At 59.1% G+C, this 17,178-nt stretch carries 18 protein-coding genes and 1 tRNA gene; 11 read left to right on the plus strand and 8 right to left on the minus strand.

Annotated features, from left to right (window positions below):
• Window positions 1–205: 205 nt before the first annotated feature.
• Window positions 206–529, plus strand: coding sequence for an ArsR/SmtB family transcription factor (locus MN186_RS06855; protein WP_242113628.1), 324 nt, complete (start codon window positions 206–208; stop codon window positions 527–529).
• Between the two features lie 8 nt (window positions 530–537).
• On the opposite strand, the gene MN186_RS06860 is transcribed toward MN186_RS06855, so the two are convergent.
• Window positions 538–1,797 (minus strand): glycerate kinase type-2 family protein, encoded by a 1,260-nt coding sequence (locus tag MN186_RS06860; protein ID WP_242113629.1) that lies wholly within the window; start codon window positions 1,795–1,797, stop codon window positions 538–540.
• Between the two features lie 82 nt (window positions 1,798–1,879).
• Window positions 1,880–1,966: transfer RNA gene (locus MN186_RS06865), tRNA-Leu, on the minus strand.
• Between the two features lie 125 nt (window positions 1,967–2,091).
• Between MN186_RS06865 and lipB the strand changes: the two genes are divergently transcribed.
• The 4 genes from lipB to MN186_RS06885 all read left to right on the plus strand — a co-directional run bounded on the left by lipB (window position 2,092) and on the right by MN186_RS06885 (window position 5,982).
• The gene (gene lipB, locus MN186_RS06870; protein ID WP_242113630.1) at window positions 2,092–2,778 is read left to right on the plus strand and encodes a lipoyl(octanoyl) transferase LipB; all 687 of its coding nucleotides are present in this window, start codon (window positions 2,092–2,094) and stop codon (window positions 2,776–2,778) included.
• Window positions 2,779–2,901: 123 nt separating this feature from the next.
• Window positions 2,902–3,393: a c-type cytochrome gene (locus MN186_RS06875; RefSeq protein ID WP_242113631.1), complete on the plus strand. Its 492-nt coding sequence runs from the start codon at window positions 2,902–2,904 to the stop codon at window positions 3,391–3,393.
• 192 nt (window positions 3,394–3,585) lie between these two features.
• Entirely contained in the window at window positions 3,586–5,259 is a 1,674-nt protein-coding gene (locus MN186_RS06880) for a cytochrome c oxidase subunit I (RefSeq protein ID WP_242113632.1), read from the plus strand.
• Between the two features lie 219 nt (window positions 5,260–5,478).
• On the plus strand, window positions 5,479–5,982 hold the full coding sequence (locus MN186_RS06885) for a DUF2244 domain-containing protein (RefSeq protein WP_242113633.1): 504 nt from the start codon (window positions 5,479–5,481) through the stop codon (window positions 5,980–5,982).
• A 112-nt stretch (window positions 5,983–6,094) separates the two neighbouring features.
• Here MN186_RS06885 and MN186_RS06890 read toward each other — a convergent pair whose 3' ends face one another.
• Both MN186_RS06890 and MN186_RS06895 read right to left on the minus strand, forming a co-directional pair.
• Complete coding sequence (locus MN186_RS06890; protein ID WP_242113634.1) at window positions 6,095–6,805, minus strand: class I SAM-dependent methyltransferase; 711 nt, start codon at window positions 6,803–6,805, stop codon at window positions 6,095–6,097.
• A 198-nt stretch (window positions 6,806–7,003) separates the two neighbouring features.
• Window positions 7,004–7,462, minus strand: coding sequence for a GatB/YqeY domain-containing protein (locus MN186_RS06895; protein ID WP_242113635.1), 459 nt, complete (start codon window positions 7,460–7,462; stop codon window positions 7,004–7,006).
• A 195-nt stretch (window positions 7,463–7,657) separates the two neighbouring features.
• Between MN186_RS06895 and carA the strand changes: the two genes are divergently transcribed.
• Together carA and MN186_RS06905 are read left to right on the plus strand one after the other, a co-directional pair.
• Window positions 7,658–8,824, plus strand: coding sequence for a glutamine-hydrolyzing carbamoyl-phosphate synthase small subunit (gene carA, locus MN186_RS06900; RefSeq protein WP_242113636.1), 1,167 nt, complete (start codon window positions 7,658–7,660; stop codon window positions 8,822–8,824).
• A gap of 106 nt (window positions 8,825–8,930) precedes the next feature.
• Window positions 8,931–10,913 carry a glycosyltransferase family 2 protein gene (locus tag MN186_RS06905; protein ID WP_242113637.1) on the plus strand — a complete coding sequence of 661 codons (1,983 nt, stop codon included), beginning with the start codon at window positions 8,931–8,933 and terminating at the stop codon, window positions 10,911–10,913.
• Here MN186_RS06905 and MN186_RS06910 read toward each other — a convergent pair.
• Window positions 10,885–11,529 (minus strand): GntR family transcriptional regulator, encoded by a 645-nt coding sequence (locus tag MN186_RS06910; RefSeq protein ID WP_242113638.1) that lies wholly within the window; start codon window positions 11,527–11,529, stop codon window positions 10,885–10,887. The genes MN186_RS06905 and MN186_RS06910 overlap by 29 nt on opposite strands.
• A 154-nt stretch (window positions 11,530–11,683) precedes the next feature.
• On the opposite strand from MN186_RS06910, the gene MN186_RS06915 reads away from it, so the two are divergent.
• The 3 genes from MN186_RS06915 to MN186_RS06925 all read left to right on the plus strand — a co-directional run bounded on the left by MN186_RS06915 (window position 11,684) and on the right by MN186_RS06925 (window position 13,863).
• On the plus strand, window positions 11,684–12,358 hold the full coding sequence (locus MN186_RS06915; protein ID WP_242113639.1) for a pyrimidine 5'-nucleotidase: 675 nt from the start codon (window positions 11,684–11,686) through the stop codon (window positions 12,356–12,358).
• 3 nt (window positions 12,359–12,361) lie between these two features.
• Window positions 12,362–13,561, plus strand: coding sequence for an FAD-dependent monooxygenase (locus MN186_RS06920; protein ID WP_242113640.1), 1,200 nt, complete (start codon window positions 12,362–12,364; stop codon window positions 13,559–13,561).
• Between the two features lie 101 nt (window positions 13,562–13,662).
• Window positions 13,663–13,863, plus strand: coding sequence for a hypothetical protein (locus tag MN186_RS06925; protein ID WP_242113641.1), 201 nt, complete (start codon window positions 13,663–13,665; stop codon window positions 13,861–13,863).
• A 47-nt stretch (window positions 13,864–13,910) separates the two neighbouring features.
• On the opposite strand, the gene MN186_RS06930 is transcribed toward MN186_RS06925, so the two are convergent.
• The 3 genes from MN186_RS06930 to MN186_RS06940 all read right to left on the minus strand — a co-directional run bounded on the left by MN186_RS06930 (window position 13,911) and on the right by MN186_RS06940 (window position 16,012).
• Entirely contained in the window at window positions 13,911–15,038 is a 1,128-nt protein-coding gene (locus MN186_RS06930) for an aminotransferase class V-fold PLP-dependent enzyme (RefSeq protein WP_242113642.1), read from the minus strand.
• Between the two features lie 66 nt (window positions 15,039–15,104).
• Window positions 15,105–15,560 carry an Lrp/AsnC family transcriptional regulator gene (locus MN186_RS06935; protein WP_242113643.1) on the minus strand — a complete coding sequence of 152 codons (456 nt, stop codon included), beginning with the start codon at window positions 15,558–15,560 and terminating at the stop codon, window positions 15,105–15,107.
• Entirely contained in the window at window positions 15,557–16,012 is a 456-nt protein-coding gene (locus tag MN186_RS06940) for an Lrp/AsnC family transcriptional regulator (protein ID WP_242113644.1), read from the minus strand. The genes MN186_RS06935 and MN186_RS06940 overlap by 4 nt, the downstream gene beginning before the upstream one ends.
• Window positions 16,013–16,150: 138 nt before the next feature.
• Here MN186_RS06940 and ilvC point away from each other — a divergent pair, with 138 nt between their 5' ends.
• On the plus strand, window positions 16,151–17,173 hold the full coding sequence (gene ilvC / locus MN186_RS06945) for a ketol-acid reductoisomerase (protein WP_242113645.1): 1,023 nt from the start codon (window positions 16,151–16,153) through the stop codon (window positions 17,171–17,173).
• The last annotated feature ends 5 nt before the right edge of the window (window positions 17,174–17,178 follow it).

Genomic DNA, 17,178 nt, shown 5'->3' on the forward strand with positions numbered 1-17,178 from the left:
GGGCATTAGCTAAGGCCATGGCGGCACCGAGTCAACGATGTTTAGCGCCAACATGAACCTTGCTAATTCACTGTAATCATTCGAATTTCGTTACGCCCGCGAATCTAGGGCGCCTGCCATCCGGTGATCCACCAGCGTTTCGCGACGAAACCCCTTATTCAACCATTTGGTTGACGATTGCCGCGTCCCGACCTAACCCGATGGCATGGACACCCGCCTTGACCTTGCTTTCGCCGCCCTGTCAGACCCGACCAGACGCGCCATTCTGACCATGCTTCTGGAAGATGACATGGCAGTGACGGATGTGGCCCAGCCCTTCGATATGTCGCTGGCGGCGGTGTCAAAGCATCTAACGATCCTGACCCGCGCCGGGCTGATCAGTCAGGAAAAGCGCGGGCGGGTCAAATGGTGCAAGCTGGAGCCCGACGCCCTGCGCGATGCATCGGTCTGGATGCAGGGCTTCGGGCAGTTCGAGCCGGTCAACCTTGACGCCTTCGAACGCTTTCTGGAAGCCGAACTGGGCGACTAGGCCACCCCCTATCTGATCAGGATGGCGCGGAAATCGTTGACATTGGTGCCGGTCGGCCCCGGCGAAAACAGATCGCCCAGCGCATCGAACGCGCCCCATGCGTCGTTGTCCGACAACAGCGCCGTCGGGTCATAGCCCATCGCGCGCAGCCGCCTAGCGGATTGACCGTCTGCAAAGGCACCGGCGTTATCTTCCGATCCGTCAATCCCGTCTGTATCGGCTGCCATGGCAGTGAAACCCTCCAGCCCGTCGCAGGTGATCGCCAAGGACAACAGAAACTCGGTGTTGCGCCCGCCACGCCCGGCACCTCTTAATGTAACGGTGGTTTCACCGCCCGAAAGCAGAACACACGGGGTGCGGAAGGGGCGGTTGTGGGTCAGAACCTCGCGCGTCATGGCGCCGTGCATCCGAGCCACCTCGCGCGCTTCGCCCTCAATCGCGTCGGACAGGATGACCGCCGGGACGCCGAGCGCTTCGGATCGCGCCGCCGCCGCTTCAAGGCTTAACCGGGCCGAGGCGACGACCTGCACTTCGTTTTGTGCGAAAATGGGGTCGCTTGGTGACGGGGCCGGGTTGGCGCGAATGTGGTCAAGGATGCGGGTGGGCAGATCAATGTTCCATGCCGAGATTGCCGCCAGCGCCAGCGCCTGATCGGCACCATCCGGCACCGTGGGGCCCGAAGCAACCTGCGCGGGCGCATCCCCCGGCACATCAGACACGATCAGCGTGACCACCCGCGCCGGCGCCGCAGCCATCGCCAGCCGCCCGCCCTTGATACGCGACACATGCTTGCGGATCGCGTTCATTACAGAAATCGGCGCGCCCGACGACAAGAGCGCCTTGTTCAACTGCTGCTCGTCCTCAAGACCCAGCCCGTCCGGCGGGGCTGGCAACAGGGCCGAGCCGCCCCCGGTGATCAGGGCGACCACCAGATCATCTTGGCCCAAGCCGCTGACCGCTTGGATCAACGCCTTTGACGCCTCTATCCCGGCCTTGTCCGGCACCGGGTGCGCGGCTTCGATCACACGAATGTGCTTGCAGGGCGCAGCGTATCCATAGCGCGTTACCACAATGCCCTCGACCGGGTCGCCCCACAGGTCTTCGAATGCGGCGGCCAGTTGCGCGGCCCCCTTGCCAGCACCGACTACGACGGTGCGACCCTTGGGTTTTTCAGGCAGATGCCCTTGCAGCACCACCCGTGCATCCGCGGCCGCGACGGCGGTATCAAACAGGTCTGTCAGGAACGCTTGGTCGGCTGCATCAATCATTGCACGACCATAGCCGCGCATCGGAATGTGCCGCAAGCTGGCAACGCACTGCGTTGAAGCGATAATTGATTTTTTGGGGGGATGGTGCGGTCGGTGGGACTCGAACCCACACGAGTGTTACCTCACAGCGACCTCAACGCTGCGCGTCTACCAATTCCGCCACGACCGCGAGCCCAGGCTTGGTGACGCGCTTCATAGCGAAGGGGTTTGGGGTTGTGAAGTCCAAAAAACATCCGCGGGACGGAAATCGCCATGCGCTTTGACAAAGCGGCGGCGCGGTGCCAAATGATGCCCATGAAAGCCCCGCCCGATATGCCGCCCGTCACATGGGAAACTGCCGACACGCTGGTCGACTATGACGCCGCCGTTGCAAGGATGGAGGCACATGCCGACGCCATGGCCCGCGGTGAGGCGGGCGAGATGATATGGCTGCTGGAACACCCGCCGCTTTACACCGCCGGCACGTCGTCCGACCCCAAGGATCTGGTCGCGCCGGATCGGTTTCCGGTCTATCCGTCCAAGCGGGGCGGGCAGTATACCTATCACGGCCCCGGTCAGCGCGTGGCCTATGTCATGCTGGATGTGGGCAAGCGCGGGCGCGACGTGCGCGCTTTCGTCGCCGCCCTGGAAGAGTGGGTGATCCGCACGCTTGCGGAATTCAACGTCACCGGCGAACGGCGCGACGGGCGCGTGGGCGTCTGGGTCGTGCGCGACGACAAACCGCTGACCGCTCTGGGTCAATCGCCCGAAGACAAGATCGCCGCTATCGGCGTGCGGCTGCGCAAATGGATCAGCTTTCACGGCATCTCGATCAATGTTGAACCTGATCTTGAACATTTCTCGGGTATCGTGCCCTGCGGCATTTCCGATCACGGCGTAACAAGTTTGGTTGATCTGGGTCTACCTGTGACCATGGGGGATGTGGACATTGTTCTGCAGCAGTGTTTTGATAAGGTGTTCGGCCCGATCGGCGACAAATAGCCAAAGGGCAACCGTGGACGATATGCGGCCGTTCGGTATCTTGTTATCGGGTCGTAATTGTTGCAGGGTCCGCGCGACCAAAAAACGTATGATACGTAAAACAGATCTAGCATGAGGACACACATGAAGACGATTATTTCTTCCGCCGCCATGATCCTTGCCCTGTCGGGCACCGCATTTGCCGAAGGCGATGTCGAAAAGGGCGAAAACGATTTTAAGAAATGTAAAGCCTGCCACATGATCGTCGATGATGAAGGGGAAAAACTGTTCAAAGGCGGTCGCACCGGCCCGAACCTTTACGGTATCCTTGGCCGTCAGGCTGGCACCATTGAGGACTTCAAATATGGCGATTCGATCATCGCCGCAGGCGAAGCTGGCTTGGTCTGGACCGAAGAACTGCTGATGGATTACATCAAAGATCCCAAGACGTTCCTGAAAGAGCAGTTGGACGATCCGAAAGCCAAGTCGAAGATGACCTTCAAATGGGGCAAGCCGGAAGATCTGGTCGCGTTCCTTGCCACCTTCTCGCCCGAGGATGCCGGCGAAGGTGAAGCAGCTGAAGGTGAAGCGACCGAAGGCGAAGCCGCCGAAGACGATTCGGCCAAGACTAACTAATTGCCCCGGCCCCATGGCCGATCGCATACCTGAATACGACGCCCCGCCCGGTAAAACCCCGTGCGGGGCGCTTTTTTTGCGACTTACTGTCATTGTGACATTGCCCCGACCCCGCCCCGCATATTACACACGTTAAAAAGCCGGGTGGAAAATTCCCCACCCCGGCCACGTAAACCCTAAAGGGAGGGAAGCATGGCGGACGCAGCCATTCACGACCACGACCACCACGACGAGCGCGGGTTCTTTACCCGGTGGTTCATGTCGACCAACCACAAAGATATCGGCATCCTGTATCTGTTCCTGGCCGGTGTGACCGGTTTCATCTCGGTCTGTTTCACCGTTTATATGCGGCTAGAGCTGATGGACCCGGGCGTTCAGTATATGTGCCTTGAGGGCGCCCGCTTTATTGCCGACGCGTCGGCCGAATGTACGCCGAACGGGCATCTGTGGAACGTTCTGATTACCTATCATGGCGTTCTGATGATGTTCTTCGTGGTCATTCCGGCGCTGTTTGGCGGGTTCGGCAACTATTTCATGCCGCTGCAAATTGGCGCACCGGACATGTCCTTCCCGCGGATGAACAACCTGTCTTTCTGGCTTTACGCGGCTGGTGTTGCGCTGGGCGTCGCTTCGCTGCTGGCGCCGGGGGGCAACGGTCAGTTGGGATCGGGCGTTGGTTGGGTGCTGTATCCGCCGCTGTCAACGACCGAAGGTGGGTATTCGATGGATCTTGCGATCTTCGCAGTGCACGTTTCGGGTGCGTCGTCGATCCTTGGGGCAATCAATATCATCACCACCTTCCTGAACATGCGTGCCCCCGGCATGACGCTGTTCAAGGTGCCGCTGTTTGCATGGTCGATCTTTGTCACCGCGTGGCTGATTTTGCTGTCGCTGCCGGTTCTGGCCGGTGCCATCACCATGCTGCTGATCGACCGCAACTTCGGTGGGACATTCTTTGACCCGTCCGGTGGCGGCGATCCGGTTCTGTATCAACACATCCTGTGGTTCTTCGGCCACCCGGAGGTGTATATTGTGATCCTGCCCGGTTTCGGCATCATCAGCCATGTCATCGGCACGTTTGCCCGCAAACCGATCTTCGGCTATGTGCCGATGGTCTGGGCGCTGATCGCCATTGGCTTCATCGGCTTTGTCGTGTGGGCGCACCATATGTACACGGTCGGTATGTCGCTGACGCAGCAATCCTATTTCATGCTGGCGACCATGGTGATCGCGGTGCCCACGGGGATCAAGATTTTCTCATGGATTGCCACGCTATGGGGCGGCTCGATCGAGTTTCGGACACCGATGCTGTTTGCAATGGGCTTCCTGTTCCTGTTCACCGTTGGCGGTGTAACCGGCGTGGTGCTGTCGCAGGCGGGCGTGGACCGACTGTATCACGACACCTACTACGTCGTGGCGCACTTCCACTATGTCATGTCGATTGGCGCCGTGATGTGTATCTTCGCTGGCATCTATTACTGGATCGGAAAAATGTCCGGACGCCAGTATCCCGAATGGGCCGGCAAGATCCACTTCTGGACCTTCTTCGTCGGTGTGAACCTGACCTTCTTCCCGCAGCACTTCCTGGGTCGTCAAGGTATGCCACGCCGGTATATCGACTATCCCGAGGCTTTTGCTTATTGGAACAAGATCAGCTCTTACGGTGCGTTCCTGTCCTTTGCATCATTCGTGTTCTTCATCGGCATCGTGTTCTACACGCTCTTCAAGGGCAAACGTGTGACCGAGAACAATTACTGGAACGAATACGCGGATACACTGGAATGGACCCTGCCCAGCCCGCCGCCCGAGCATACGTTCGAGACCCTGCCAAAGCAGGAAGATTGGGACAAAGGTCATTCACACTAAGACAACCTGACAGACCAAGAAGGCCCGGACAGATCGTCCGGGCCTTCGTCGTTTGCCGCCGCATCTTACTGTTTCGCAGGCAGGTTCAGCCGATACCGCGCTTCGTCCGACCCATCCGCGCTGATGTGGCCACTTAACTCTCACTCTCACTTTTTCCTTGCCTCATGTCCCACGCCGGGTTTTCTTGAGGTTTCTCACGACGATGGACCCTTGCGCGCCATGCCCTATGAATGGATGCCCACCGATGCCCCCGACAGCCCACAGGCCGAACTGCACCTGTGGCCGTTTCGGTCCCTGCCTCGGCGTGGCTTTGTGTGGGTGATGGGGATTGGGTTTTCCATGATGCTTATCCCGTTGCTGGGTTTGCTTGGGTCAATCGCGCTTTGGTGGCTTCTGCCATTCGCGTTGGGCGCGATGGGCGCGCTGTGGTTCTTCATCGAGAAAAGTTACAAGGATGGCGAGATCCTTGAGGAGCTTCTGATCCAGCGCGACCTCATCACACTGACCCGCCATGACCCGCGCGGCGACGAACAGCACTGGAACGCCAACCCCCATTGGGTCACCGTCGAGATACACAAACGCAGTGGCCCCGTGCCGAATTACGTGACCCTCAAGGGGAACGGGCGCGAGGTCGAGATCGGCGCGTTTCTGTCCGAAGACGAACGCCCCAAGCTTTACGAAGAACTGCGCGAGGCTCTGTTGCGGGTAAAGTCGTTCGGTTGAGTTGTTCAGCCACGACGCAAATGTCATCTCTGCGGTTGCAACACACGATGATACATAGATCTTCGTTATCACTTCCCAGCTAGATGGATGACCGGGAATTAATAAGGAAAACCTAAACCACCGGATAGGAGGTATAGTGGCTTTGAACGATCGGCGCCTCCGGTCCGTCCCGATGCCGCTTGCGCACGGCATAAAAGATAAACTGAGGTTTTTTGAACGACTGTTCACCTCCTCGCGGTTTGCCCGTCGGGTCTGGAATTTCCTGGAAGTCGCCCGAACTGCGATTATACACGCAGCATTCCATCATTTCGTATCCTAAACTTGCGACCCAATAGCGCCAGGGAATATCTGGCCCGATCTGATAGAACCCATGACCAAACCAACCGTCTGCACCAACGTTCGAGATAAACACCCCGTCGTCAGTCAGCATCTTGTCAATATTCCGAAATGCTTGCGCGATGTCAAAAATATGCTCGGTGGTACCGCCGTCATAGATCAGATCAAATCGGCCTTTCAGGTCATCAGGAATGGGTTGCCCGAGATCATGAACATACTCGGCACCCTCCATAGGAGTGAAATCCAAACTCTCCATCTTTGGCCATCCGATCGCGTTCAGATAGGCCTCGCAAAATTTGTCCTCCTGAAACAGATCGTCCTGTTGCACGTCATACCCTAACGCATTCAGGCGTTTGGTAATCTCTTCTTTCCATCCGGGTCTTTTGAAATGCATCTTCTGCCGACCAAGCATCAGACCATTGCGACACTGACCTAGCTTTGGAGATATCCGCGCGAGTTGCGTCGCAATGTTCAGACTTATGCCCATACCTTTATGCCCATACCGGAATCTCTATTGGTTGTCCCCAACTGCAAATGAGAATGTTTGCCAAGTTACTCAACCAAACGGAAGTTGATGCGACATGATATAAGGGCCACCGACGGCAATGCACGTTTGGCCGTTACGATGTTCCTTCGCGCCCCTCGCGGTCACATTGTTTCGGACGGGTCCAATCAGGCCCGCAACCTATCCCAGCTTTTCCTTCACCATTGGGCCGACCTTGCCGAAATCCATCCGGCCAGTGTATTCGGCTTTCAATTCGCCCATCACCTTTCCCATGTCGCGTATGCTGTCAGCGCCCACATTGGTAATTGCTTTTTCGACGGCGACATCAGTCTCGTCTTTGGACAGTTGCTTGGGCAGAAAATCCTCGATCACCTCGATCTCGGACAATTCCTTTTCGGCCAGTTCCAGTCGCCCGCCTTCTTCATAGGCGCGCGCGCTTTCCTGGCGTTGCTTCACCATCTTGCCCAGAATCGCCAGGATGTCGTCATCGGTCAGCTCACGCTCGTCATCCGAGCCGCGCATGGCGATGTCGCGATCCTTGATGGCGGCGCAGATCAACCGCAGCGTCGACAAACGCTCGGCATCCTTATTTTTCATGGCTGTTTTCAGGGCATCATTTACCCGGCTTCGCATGTCCATGGCACCATCCGTTTGCTGTGACCGTTACGAAGCTCGCAATTTACCGAAAAGGGGGCAAGCATTCAACCGGGCTTCAACACATGTAAGTCATTGAAAATAAACGATCAGTGAAAATGGTTGTGGAATCGACCGCCCCTTGACCTTACCCGCCCGCGACACTAGTTTCACGCAGATTTGACGTTCGGGAGTCGCCCCATGACCGCTGCCACCGCCCCAGTTGGCGCAAAACCCACCGCCTGCTTGGCCCTTGCCGATGGCACCATATTCTATGGTCACGGCTTTGGCGCCACCGGCATCACCACCGCCGAGCTGTGCTTCAACACCGCGATGACAGGGTATCAAGAGATCATGACCGACCCGTCCTATGCCGGTCAGGTCGTCACCTTCACCTTTCCGCATATCGGCAATGTCGGTGTGAACCCCGAAGATGATGAAGCCGGCGATCCGGTCGCGGCTGGTCTGGTGGTCAAGTGGGACCCGACCGAACCTTCGAACTGGCGGTCAACCGAAAAGCTGGTGGATTGGCTGGCAAAACGCGGCCGCATCGGGATCGGCGGGATCGACACCCGCCGCTTGACGCGCATGATCCGGCAGCAAGGCGCGCCGCATGTGGCGATTTCGCATGATCCGGACGGGAATTTCGACATTGACGCCTTGGTGGCTGAAGCCCGCAACTTTGCCGGTTTGGAAGGGGTGGATCTGGCGAAAGATGTCACCTGCGCGCAAAGCTATAAATGGGACCAGATGCGGTGGGCTTGGCCTGACGGCTATCCGACACAAACCAACCCACGCCACAAGGTTGTCGCGCTAGATTATGGTGCGAAACGAAACATTCTTCGCTGTCTTGCCTCGGCAGGGTGCGACGTGACCGTTTTGCCCGCGACCGCAACAGCAGATGAGGTTCTGGAGCACCAGCCCGACGGGATCTTCCTGTCGAACGGCCCGGGCGATCCTGCCGCGACCGGCGAATACGCCGTCCCGATGATCAAGACCATTCTTGAGACAACGGACCTGCCAATTTTTGGAATTTGCTTAGGTCATCAGATGCTTGCGCTTGCCTTGGGCGCCAGCACAATCAAGATGAACCACGGCCACCACGGCGCGAACCACCCGGTGAAGGATCACGATACCGGCAAGGTCGAAATCACGTCGATGAACCACGGCTTCGCGGTGGACACCGACAGCTTGCCCGACGGGGTGATTGAAACCCACGTGTCCTTGTTCGATGGGTCGAACTGTGGGCTGCGCTTGAAAGATCGCCCGGTCTTTTCGGTTCAACACCACCCCGAAGCCAGCCCCGGCCCGATGGACAGCTATTACCTGTTCGAGCGGTTCGCCAAAGCGATGGAAGACCGGGGCTGAAACGCCTCAAATCGCACAGAAAATTCTTGCTCAGGTGGCTTGGTTAACCTTGTGTTAACCAATAGTCCGCAATGGTCCTCTGGTCTGATTGCGCAAAGAGCCTCTGATGCCCGCCACCAACCTGCGTCTAGTTCCGTCTGATGCCCTGCCCGCAGGGGGTGATCGTCGTTCTGCGCGCGCCGGGTCGGGGCGTCACCGCCGCAAGCCGCTGGGTCAGATTCTGGTCGAGATGGGGGCGCTCACCCCTGAAAACCTTGCCATGGCGGTGTCACTTCAGTCGCGTGAGGACGCGCGGTTTGGCGACATCCTTCTGACCAATGGCTGGGTCCGCGAAGCCGATCTGTATGCAGCGCTCGCACAGCAATATGATTGTCAGATCGCGAATTTGCAGGACGATCCCCCCGACGTCCGGCTGATCGACCGGCTTGGGGCGACCTATTGCATCCGGCACGGGATCGTGCCGTGGAAACAAGCGGGCGGCGCGACCGTCATCATTTGCTCGCATCCAGACGAATTTCAGCGCGTGCAAAAGGACTTGCCCAGCGATTGGGGGCGCTGCTTTTTGGCCATCGCGCCAGAAGGCGATATTCAGGCCGCGTTGGTCTCGATGCGTCACAGATCACTGGCCGCGCACGCCGAAAACCGGGTGACGCAGGCCGAAAGCTGCCGGGGGTGGCGTACCGGCGCGGTGGCGCGCTTTGCCGCCGCGCTGTTTATCGCGCTGGCTGGCTTGTTCGTCGTGTCGCCCTTCGCGGGATTTGCAACGCTGGTCGCGTGGGCTGTGGTGACATTGCTGCTGAACTCGACGCTGAAGGGTATTGCGGCGCTGCAATATTGGCGGCGGGGTCGTGCAACCGATGGCACGGACGTTCCCCCCGACGCCGACCGCGGGTTTCTAAAACTTCCTACTGTGTCGATCCTCGTCCCCCTTTATAAAGAGCGCGAGATTGCCGGGCGACTGGTAGAACGGCTCGCCCGCCTGTCTTACCCGCGTGAACTGCTGGATGTGTGTTTGGTGGTCGAAGAAGACGACACCCTGACCCAGCAGACCCTTGCCCGGTCAAACCTGCCGCGCTGGATGCGCCAGATCGTCGTGCCGCGCGGGGTGGTCAAGACCAAGCCGCGTGCGATGAATTTCGCGCTGGATTTCTGTCGCGGTTCGGTGATCGGGGTCTACGATGCCGAAGACGCGCCGGCACCGGACCAGATTCACAAGATCGTGCGCAGGTTCGCCCAGCGCGGACCAGAAGTCGCCTGCCTGCAAGGCAAACTGGACTTCTACAATGCGCGGACGAATTGGCTGAGCCGTTGTTTCACGGTTGAATATGCGACCTGGTGGGGCATCGTCCTGCCGGGCGTCGAACGGGCGGGCTTTGCCATTCCACTGGGCGGCACGACGCTGTTTTTTCGCCGCGACGCGCTTGAGGCGCTGGGTCGATGGGACGCCCACAATGTTACCGAAGACGCCGATCTGGGCATTCGGCTGGCCCGCCATGGTTATCGCACCGAGCTTGTCGACACCGTCACCGAGGAAGAGGCGAATTGCCGTGTTTGGCCATGGATCAAGCAGCGGTCCCGTTGGATCAAAGGCTATGCGATGACCTATGGCGTGCATATGCGCCACCCACGCAAGCTGTGGCGCGATCTGGGGTGGTGGAAATTCCTGGGCTTTCAGATCCTGTTTCTGGGAAGCCTGTCGCAATTCCTGCTGGCCCCGATCCTGTGGACTTTCTGGGCCTTTCCCCTTGGCCTACCCCACCCGTTGCGGGGTGTCATGCCGAATGAGCTTCTGATCATCCTGGGCACGGTATTCATGGCGACCGAGCTATTGACGATCACAGTGGGCGTGCAGGCCGTCAGCAACGCAAAGCTGCGCTGGTTGCGGTTCTGGGTGCCGACCTTGCATTTCTATTACCCGCTGGCATCTCTTGCTGCGATGAAAGGCTTTGTCGAGATCGTGACAAAGCCGTTTTACTGGGACAAGACCCAGCACGGGAAATTCGACGCAACTGTTTCCGGGGGCGATGCACCAACCGACGCCCTGCCCCACACGGACGCAGTCATTCCCCCGCCATTGAATCCAGCTTGATCCGCGTCTCGAATGCCTTGGAAATATGTGTTTTCAGGGCCTCGTGCGCTGCGGCCTGGTCGCGCGCTTCGATCGCGGCGACGATGGCGTCATGTTCGGCGATCGCCTTTTCGCTGCGCCCTTCGGCGGCCAGCGACGTGGTGGCCAACAACGCCATGGTGCGATGCACAAGGTCGAGTTGTTGGACCAGATACCGGTTGTGCGACGCCAAATGCAATTGCTTGTGAAACCGTCGGTTCGACCGAGACAGGGCGGCGGGGTCGGACAGGCGTTTTCGATCATCCTCGACCATTTCGCGCAGCACGCGGATTTCTTCCGGCGTGGCGTGTTGCGCGGCCAATGACGCCGCCAGCCCCTCAAGCTCGGACCGCACGACGTAGAGTTCGGCCAGTTGATTATGGCTCAGCGATGCGACGATCAGGCTGCGCCCGTCGCGGGTCAGAAGCGATTGTGTCTCAAGCCGCTGCAAAGCCTCGCGGATGGGGGTGCGTGACACGCCGAACCGATCGGCCAGTTCACTTTCCACCAGACGGTCGCCCGGTCTGTAGGTGCCGGTATCTATCGCGTCGAGGATCAACTCGTATGCGTCTTTTTGTCCCTGCTTGGCGTCTGCCACGGTGTCCTCGTTTCTTGGTCGTGCGTTCTAATGCGCCAACATAATCACGTGCATCACGCCAAGGCAAACACGAAGGCGGCAACAGACTATCACCTGCAGTCGATTTCCCGTCTGCCCCCTTTCCCCCACCAGCCAAGCCGAGTAGTTTGGGACCATGATTGCCGATAATTTCTCTCATGTCAGCGCGTGGGTCTTTGATCTGGACAACACGCTTTACCCGCCACATGCGCGGCTGTTTGACCAGATCGAGGTTCGCATGACCAACTGGGTGATGGACGAACTTGGCGTGGACCGCGACCGGGCAAACCATCTGCGCCACCATTACTGGCAAACCTACGGCACGACGCTTGCCGGGTTGATGCGCGAACACGGCGTTGACCCGGCCCCTTACCTGCATGACGTGCACGATATTTCCATGTCGGGGTTGGAGGTCGATCACGGCCTTGCCCAGAATATTCGCGAATTGCCGGGGCGCAAGATCGTCTATACCAACGGCTCGGCCCCCTATGCCGAAAGGGTGCTGGCCGCCCGCGGGCTAAGCGGCCTGTTCGACGCGATCTATGGGGTCGAACATGCGGACTTCCACCCTAAGCCCGACCGTGCCGCCTTTGACAAGGTCTTCGCCCGCGATGGGCTGACCCCCAAAGTTGCCGCGATGTTCGAAGATGACCCCCGCAACTTGGCCGTGCCCCACGAATTGGGGATGCGCACCGTGCATGTTGCCCCGGACCCGCACTCGGCGGATCATATTCATCACCATACCGACGATCTGACCGGGTTCCTGAACGATCTTATCGGTGGCCAACGCGCGGCAGACACGAAAGACTGAACCATGACAGACCATCATGCAGACATCTTCATCTCGGGCGGCGGGATCGCCGGACAAGTCAGTGCTGCGGCCTTCGCCGAAGCTGGATTTACCGTGGTCATGGCGGACCCGTTCACACCCGTCGTAACGTCGGATGACGAAAAATCCGACCTGCGATCAACGGCGTTTTTGCAACCCGCCCGACAGCTTTTCGACCGGATCGGTCTTTGGCCACTGCTGCAACCCCACGCCAAACCGCTGGAGCAGTTGGCGATCATCGACACGGTGGGTTGGCCACCGGAAATTCGCGACCGGCGGGTTTTTCAATCCGGCGATATGGGGGACGAGCCATTTGGCTGGAACCTGATGAACTGGGTCGTGCGGCGCGAAATATGGGGGTATCTGCAACAGCAGCCGCGGATCACGGCGCTTTATGGCACCGGTTTTCGGTCGATTGTGCAGCGCACGGGCGAGGTGATCGTCACCCTGACCAATGGTGACACGGTGCGCGCCCGGATGGCGGTTGCGGCCGACGGCAAGATGTCACCCCTGCGCGAGGCGGCGGGCATTTCCGTTTCCACCACCCGCTATGGCCAGAAATCGCTGGCCTTTACGGTGACGCATGATCTTCCGCACGACAACATCTCGACCGAGATCTATAACGAAGGCGGCCCGTTCACCATCGTGCCCCTGCCGGATATCGACGGGCAGAATGCGTCCGCCATCGTGTGGATGAACAAGGGGCCGCGCGCGGTTGAGTTGTTAAATATGCCCGTGCCGGAATTCGAAGAGGTAATGTATGCCCGCTCGACCGGTCTTTTGGGCCGGATGCGGCTGAAAGGCCATCGCTCCAGCTGGCCGATCATTACCCAGACGGCGGACCGGCTGACATCGGGCCGCGTCGCGGTAGTGGCCGAAGCCGCCCATGCCCTGCCGCCCGTTGGGGCGCAGGGGCTGAACACCTCGTTAAACGATGTGATCGCCCTGCTTGAACTGGCCGAGGCATCGCCCGGCACGCTGGGCAACCCGGGCATGATGCGATCCTATGAGAAAGCCCGCAGCGGCGACATCGCCAAGCGCGCCCGCGTGATTGACCTGTTCAACCGGGTCACGGGGTCGGGCGACAGTGTGGTGCAGACGATCCGATTGCTCGGATTGAAAGCCGTGCATGACGTGGCCCCAATGCGCAAGCGCGTAATGCGCGCAGGATTGGGTCCGGGTTGACCCGCCTGCGACATCCCGCCGCACTGCGGCTTTGTCACATTTCAATATGAACGGCGCCAGTGGATACCCGGCGTCACGCAGCGAACAAGGAGAACCCGATCATGACAACCGAACAGACCCCCGAACAGAAAGCCGCCGAATCCCGCGCCGAGAAGATCACTTTCGGGATCTTCGCTGCAATCATTGTCGCGCTCGTGTTTGGTTGGGCCGCCCTGGGACTGGTCGGTGTAGGGTTGGTGGCGCTGGCAACCGTTCCGGTGATCTATGTCCTGTTGATCATGATGGCGGGCGGCAAGGGCTGAGACCTGCGCAAGACTGGCGCGCAGGGCGAACCCCGCGCGCCTGTTCGTTACAGCACTTTTGACAAGACCGCATCCAGCCGTGCGACGCTTTCGTCCACGTCATAGAGCTTGTCCAGACCAAACAACCCAAGACGGAAGCTGGAATAGTCGTCACCTTCATCGCACATCAGGGGCACTCCGGCGGCGATTTGCATACCTTCGGCTGCAAACGCCTTGCCGGCCTTGATATCCGGATCTGACGTATAGGCCACGACGACCCCCGGCGCGGTGAACCCGTCCGCCGCCACTGATTTCACACCCTTTGACGCCAGCAATTCGCGCACCCGACGACCCTGTTCCCACTGCGCATCGCAAAGCTTGTCGAAGCCGTATTCCTTGGTCTCCAACATCGTATCGCGGAAAGCACGCAGCGCATCCGTGGGCATTGTCGCGTGATAGGCATGGCCTCCGCCCTCATAGGTTTCCATGATGGACAGCCATTTGCCCAGATCAACGGCGAACGAGGTCGACGTGGACGCCTTCGCCAGTTCGCGGGCCCCTTCGTCCATCATCACCAACCCGGCAGAGGGTTGCGCCGACCAGCCTTTTTGCGGGGCCGAGATCAGCACATCGACGCCGGTCGCTTTCATATCGACCCAAGCGCAGCCTGATGCGATACAATCCAAAACAAAGATGCCGCCCACAGAATGCACAGCGTCCGCGACGGCTTTCAAATAGTCATCCGGCAAGATCATGCCGCTGGAAGTTTCAACATGCGGCGCGAACACCACGTCTGGGCGTTCATCCTTGATCCGGGCGACCACCTCGTCAATCGGGGCGGGTGCGAAGGGGGCGTCGGGCGTGTTGCCGACGCGACGCGCCTTCATCACCGTTTCTTCCGCCGGGATCGACCCCATCTCGAAAATCTGGCTCCACCGGAAGGAAAAGAAGCCGTTGCGGATGACCATGACGCGTTTGCCGGTGGCAAACTGACGCGCGACAGCCTCCATCGCATAGGTCCCGCCGCCGGGCACAACGGCCACGGCATCTGCATTGTAAACGTCTTTCAAAATGGACGAAATGTCGTTCATCACACGCTGAAAGGCCGCCGACATGTGGTTAAGGGATCGGTCGGTGAACACGACCGAGAATTCCAGCATTCCATCGGGGTCAATATCGGGCAAAAGGGCTTTCATTTCGGGCTCCTATCTCATCCATGTGTTGTCGTTACCGTGACGTAAATCGCGCAGGATGGGAAGGTGTCAAATCGGGCCGGGCCGACGTTCTTCGGACATTACGACGTTCGCTTCGACATCACCTACGCCAGGCAACGGCATGATGCGACGGCGCAAGACCCGTTCGAAATCGGCAATGTCGCGGGCCACGACACGCAGACGAAAGTCGTAAAGGCCCAGCACATGCTCGACCGTTTGCACCTCGGGAATAGCGCAGACGGCGCGTTCGAAATCCTCAAGGCTCACCCGCCCCTTGGTGGCCAGTTTGATGCCCAGAAAGACGGCGACGCCAAAGCCCAAGGCCTCGCGATCAAGATCCAACCGCCGCCCAGCGATCACGCCGTGATCGGTCAGTCGCTTGATCCGACGCCATGTTGCCGGTTGGCTCAGCCCGACATCACGCCCCAACGCCCCCGCCGATTGCGTGGCGTCCTTGGACAAGGCGCGCAGCAACGCGCGGTCGATATCATCCAGATCAATCACAGCGGCAAAGCCTCGTCCGACTTGATGCGTGCAACATGCATTAGCGCCTCGATATCCGCGATATGGGGTAGTGATAGCAGTTGGTCGCGATAGATCGCCTGATAATGCGCCATGTCGCGGGCGATGACGGACAAGCGGACGTCAACGCGGCCCAGAAAGGTCTGGATCTCGATCACCTCGCGGATGTCACGCGCGGCGGCGATGAACTCGTCAAATGCCCGCGCCTGTGTTTTGTCCAGCGTGATGCGCAAGCTGACCTCGACCGTGTAGCCCAAGGCGCGCCAGTTGATGACGGCCCGCGGCCCTCGCAGGATATTGCGGTCTCGCAGCCGTTCAATGCGGCGGGACAGGCGTGCGGTGGACATGCCTGTTAGGTGTGCAAGGTCGGGTGCGGCCATCGCCGGGTCGCCTTGCATCTGTCTTAGAATGCGCCTGTCAGTGTCATCAAGCATGATTTCATCATTATCAGCACCTATAACGAATTGAAATATCCATCTTGGCTAAAGAATATGCCGGTTCTCATATCGCCACCCCGCCCCCGCATCCCTAAGATGCCCAGCAGAATGAAACCGATGGAAGGAGCGCCCAATATGCGCGTTTATTATGATCGCGATTGCGACATCAACCTGATCAAAGACAAGAAGGTGGCCATTCTAGGCTATGGTAGCCAAGGCCACGCCCACGCGCTGAACCTGCGCGACTCGGGTGCGAAGAACGTTGTGGTCGCCCTGCGCGAAGGGTCGAAATCCGCCAAGAAGGCCCAGTCCGAAGGGCTGGAAGTCATGGGTATCGCCGAAGCGGCTGCCTGGTGTGACCTGATCATGTTCACCATGCCCGACGAATTGCAGGCCGAGACCTACAAGAAATACGTGCATGACAACATCAAGCCGGGTGCCGCCATTGCGTTTGCTCACGGCCTGAACGTCCATTTCGGCCTGATCGAGCCGAAAGAAGGCGTCGACGTCATCATGATGGCCCCCAAAGGCCCCGGCCATACTGTGCGCGGCGAATACCAGAAAGGCGGCGGCGTGCCCTGCCTTGTGGCCGTTGACACCGACGCCACCGGTAAGGCGCTGGAAATCGGCCTGTCCTATTGCTCGGCCATCGGTGGCGGGCGCTCGGGCATCATCGAGACGAACTTCCGCGAGGAATGCGAAACCGATCTGTTCGGCGAACAAGCCGTTCTGTGCGGCGGCATTGTTGAACTGATCCGTTGCGGTTTTGAGACCCTGGTCGAAGCAGGCTATGCGCCCGAGATGGCATATTTCGAATGTCTGCACGAAACCAAGCTGATCGTGGACCTGATCTATGAAGGCGGGATTGCCAACATGGATTACTCGATCTCGAATACGGCGGAATACGGTCAATACGTCTCTGGCCCGCGCATCCTGCCCTATGAGGCCACCAAGAAAGCCATGAAAGAAACGCTGACTGACATCCAGTCGGGCCGTTTCGTTCGTGACTTCATGCTGGAGAACGCTGTGGGGCAGCCGACCATCAAAGCGTCGCGTCGCGCCAATGACGAGCACCAGATCGAGGTTGTCGGCAAGAAACTGCGCGACATGATGCCTTGGATCTCGGCTGGCAAGCTGGTCGATCAGGAGAAGAACTGATCCGG

It is taken from the genome of Aliiroseovarius sediminis (genome assembly GCF_022678485.1).
GTDB classification, from domain to species: Bacteria; Pseudomonadota; Alphaproteobacteria; order Rhodobacterales; family Rhodobacteraceae; genus Aliiroseovarius; species Aliiroseovarius sediminis.

Coding starts and splice junctions, on each gene's coding strand:
- MN186_RS06855 (WP_242113628.1), top strand. CDS start 206: ATGGACACCCGCCTTGACCTTGCTTTCGCCGCCCTGTCAGACCCGACC.
- MN186_RS06860 (WP_242113629.1), bottom strand. CDS start 1,797: ATGATTGATGCAGCCGACCAAGCGTTCCTGACAGACCTGTTTGATACC.
- lipB (WP_242113630.1), top strand. CDS start 2,092: ATGAAAGCCCCGCCCGATATGCCGCCCGTCACATGGGAAACTGCCGAC.
- MN186_RS06875 (WP_242113631.1), top strand. CDS start 2,902: ATGAAGACGATTATTTCTTCCGCCGCCATGATCCTTGCCCTGTCGGGC.
- MN186_RS06880 (WP_242113632.1), top strand. CDS start 3,586: ATGGCGGACGCAGCCATTCACGACCACGACCACCACGACGAGCGCGGG.
- MN186_RS06885 (WP_242113633.1), top strand. CDS start 5,479: ATGCCCTATGAATGGATGCCCACCGATGCCCCCGACAGCCCACAGGCC.
- MN186_RS06890 (WP_242113634.1), bottom strand. CDS start 6,805: ATGGGCATAAGTCTGAACATTGCGACGCAACTCGCGCGGATATCTCCA.
- MN186_RS06895 (WP_242113635.1), bottom strand. CDS start 7,462: ATGGACATGCGAAGCCGGGTAAATGATGCCCTGAAAACAGCCATGAAA.
- carA (WP_242113636.1), top strand. CDS start 7,658: ATGACCGCTGCCACCGCCCCAGTTGGCGCAAAACCCACCGCCTGCTTG.
- MN186_RS06905 (WP_242113637.1), top strand. CDS start 8,931: ATGCCCGCCACCAACCTGCGTCTAGTTCCGTCTGATGCCCTGCCCGCA.
- MN186_RS06915 (WP_242113639.1), top strand. CDS start 11,684: ATGATTGCCGATAATTTCTCTCATGTCAGCGCGTGGGTCTTTGATCTG.
- MN186_RS06920 (WP_242113640.1), top strand. CDS start 12,362: ATGACAGACCATCATGCAGACATCTTCATCTCGGGCGGCGGGATCGCC.
- MN186_RS06925 (WP_242113641.1), top strand. CDS start 13,663: ATGACAACCGAACAGACCCCCGAACAGAAAGCCGCCGAATCCCGCGCC.
- MN186_RS06930 (WP_242113642.1), bottom strand. CDS start 15,038: ATGAAAGCCCTTTTGCCCGATATTGACCCCGATGGAATGCTGGAATTC.
- MN186_RS06940 (WP_242113644.1), bottom strand. CDS start 16,012: ATGCTTGATGACACTGACAGGCGCATTCTAAGACAGATGCAAGGCGAC.
- ilvC (WP_242113645.1), top strand. CDS start 16,151: ATGCGCGTTTATTATGATCGCGATTGCGACATCAACCTGATCAAAGAC.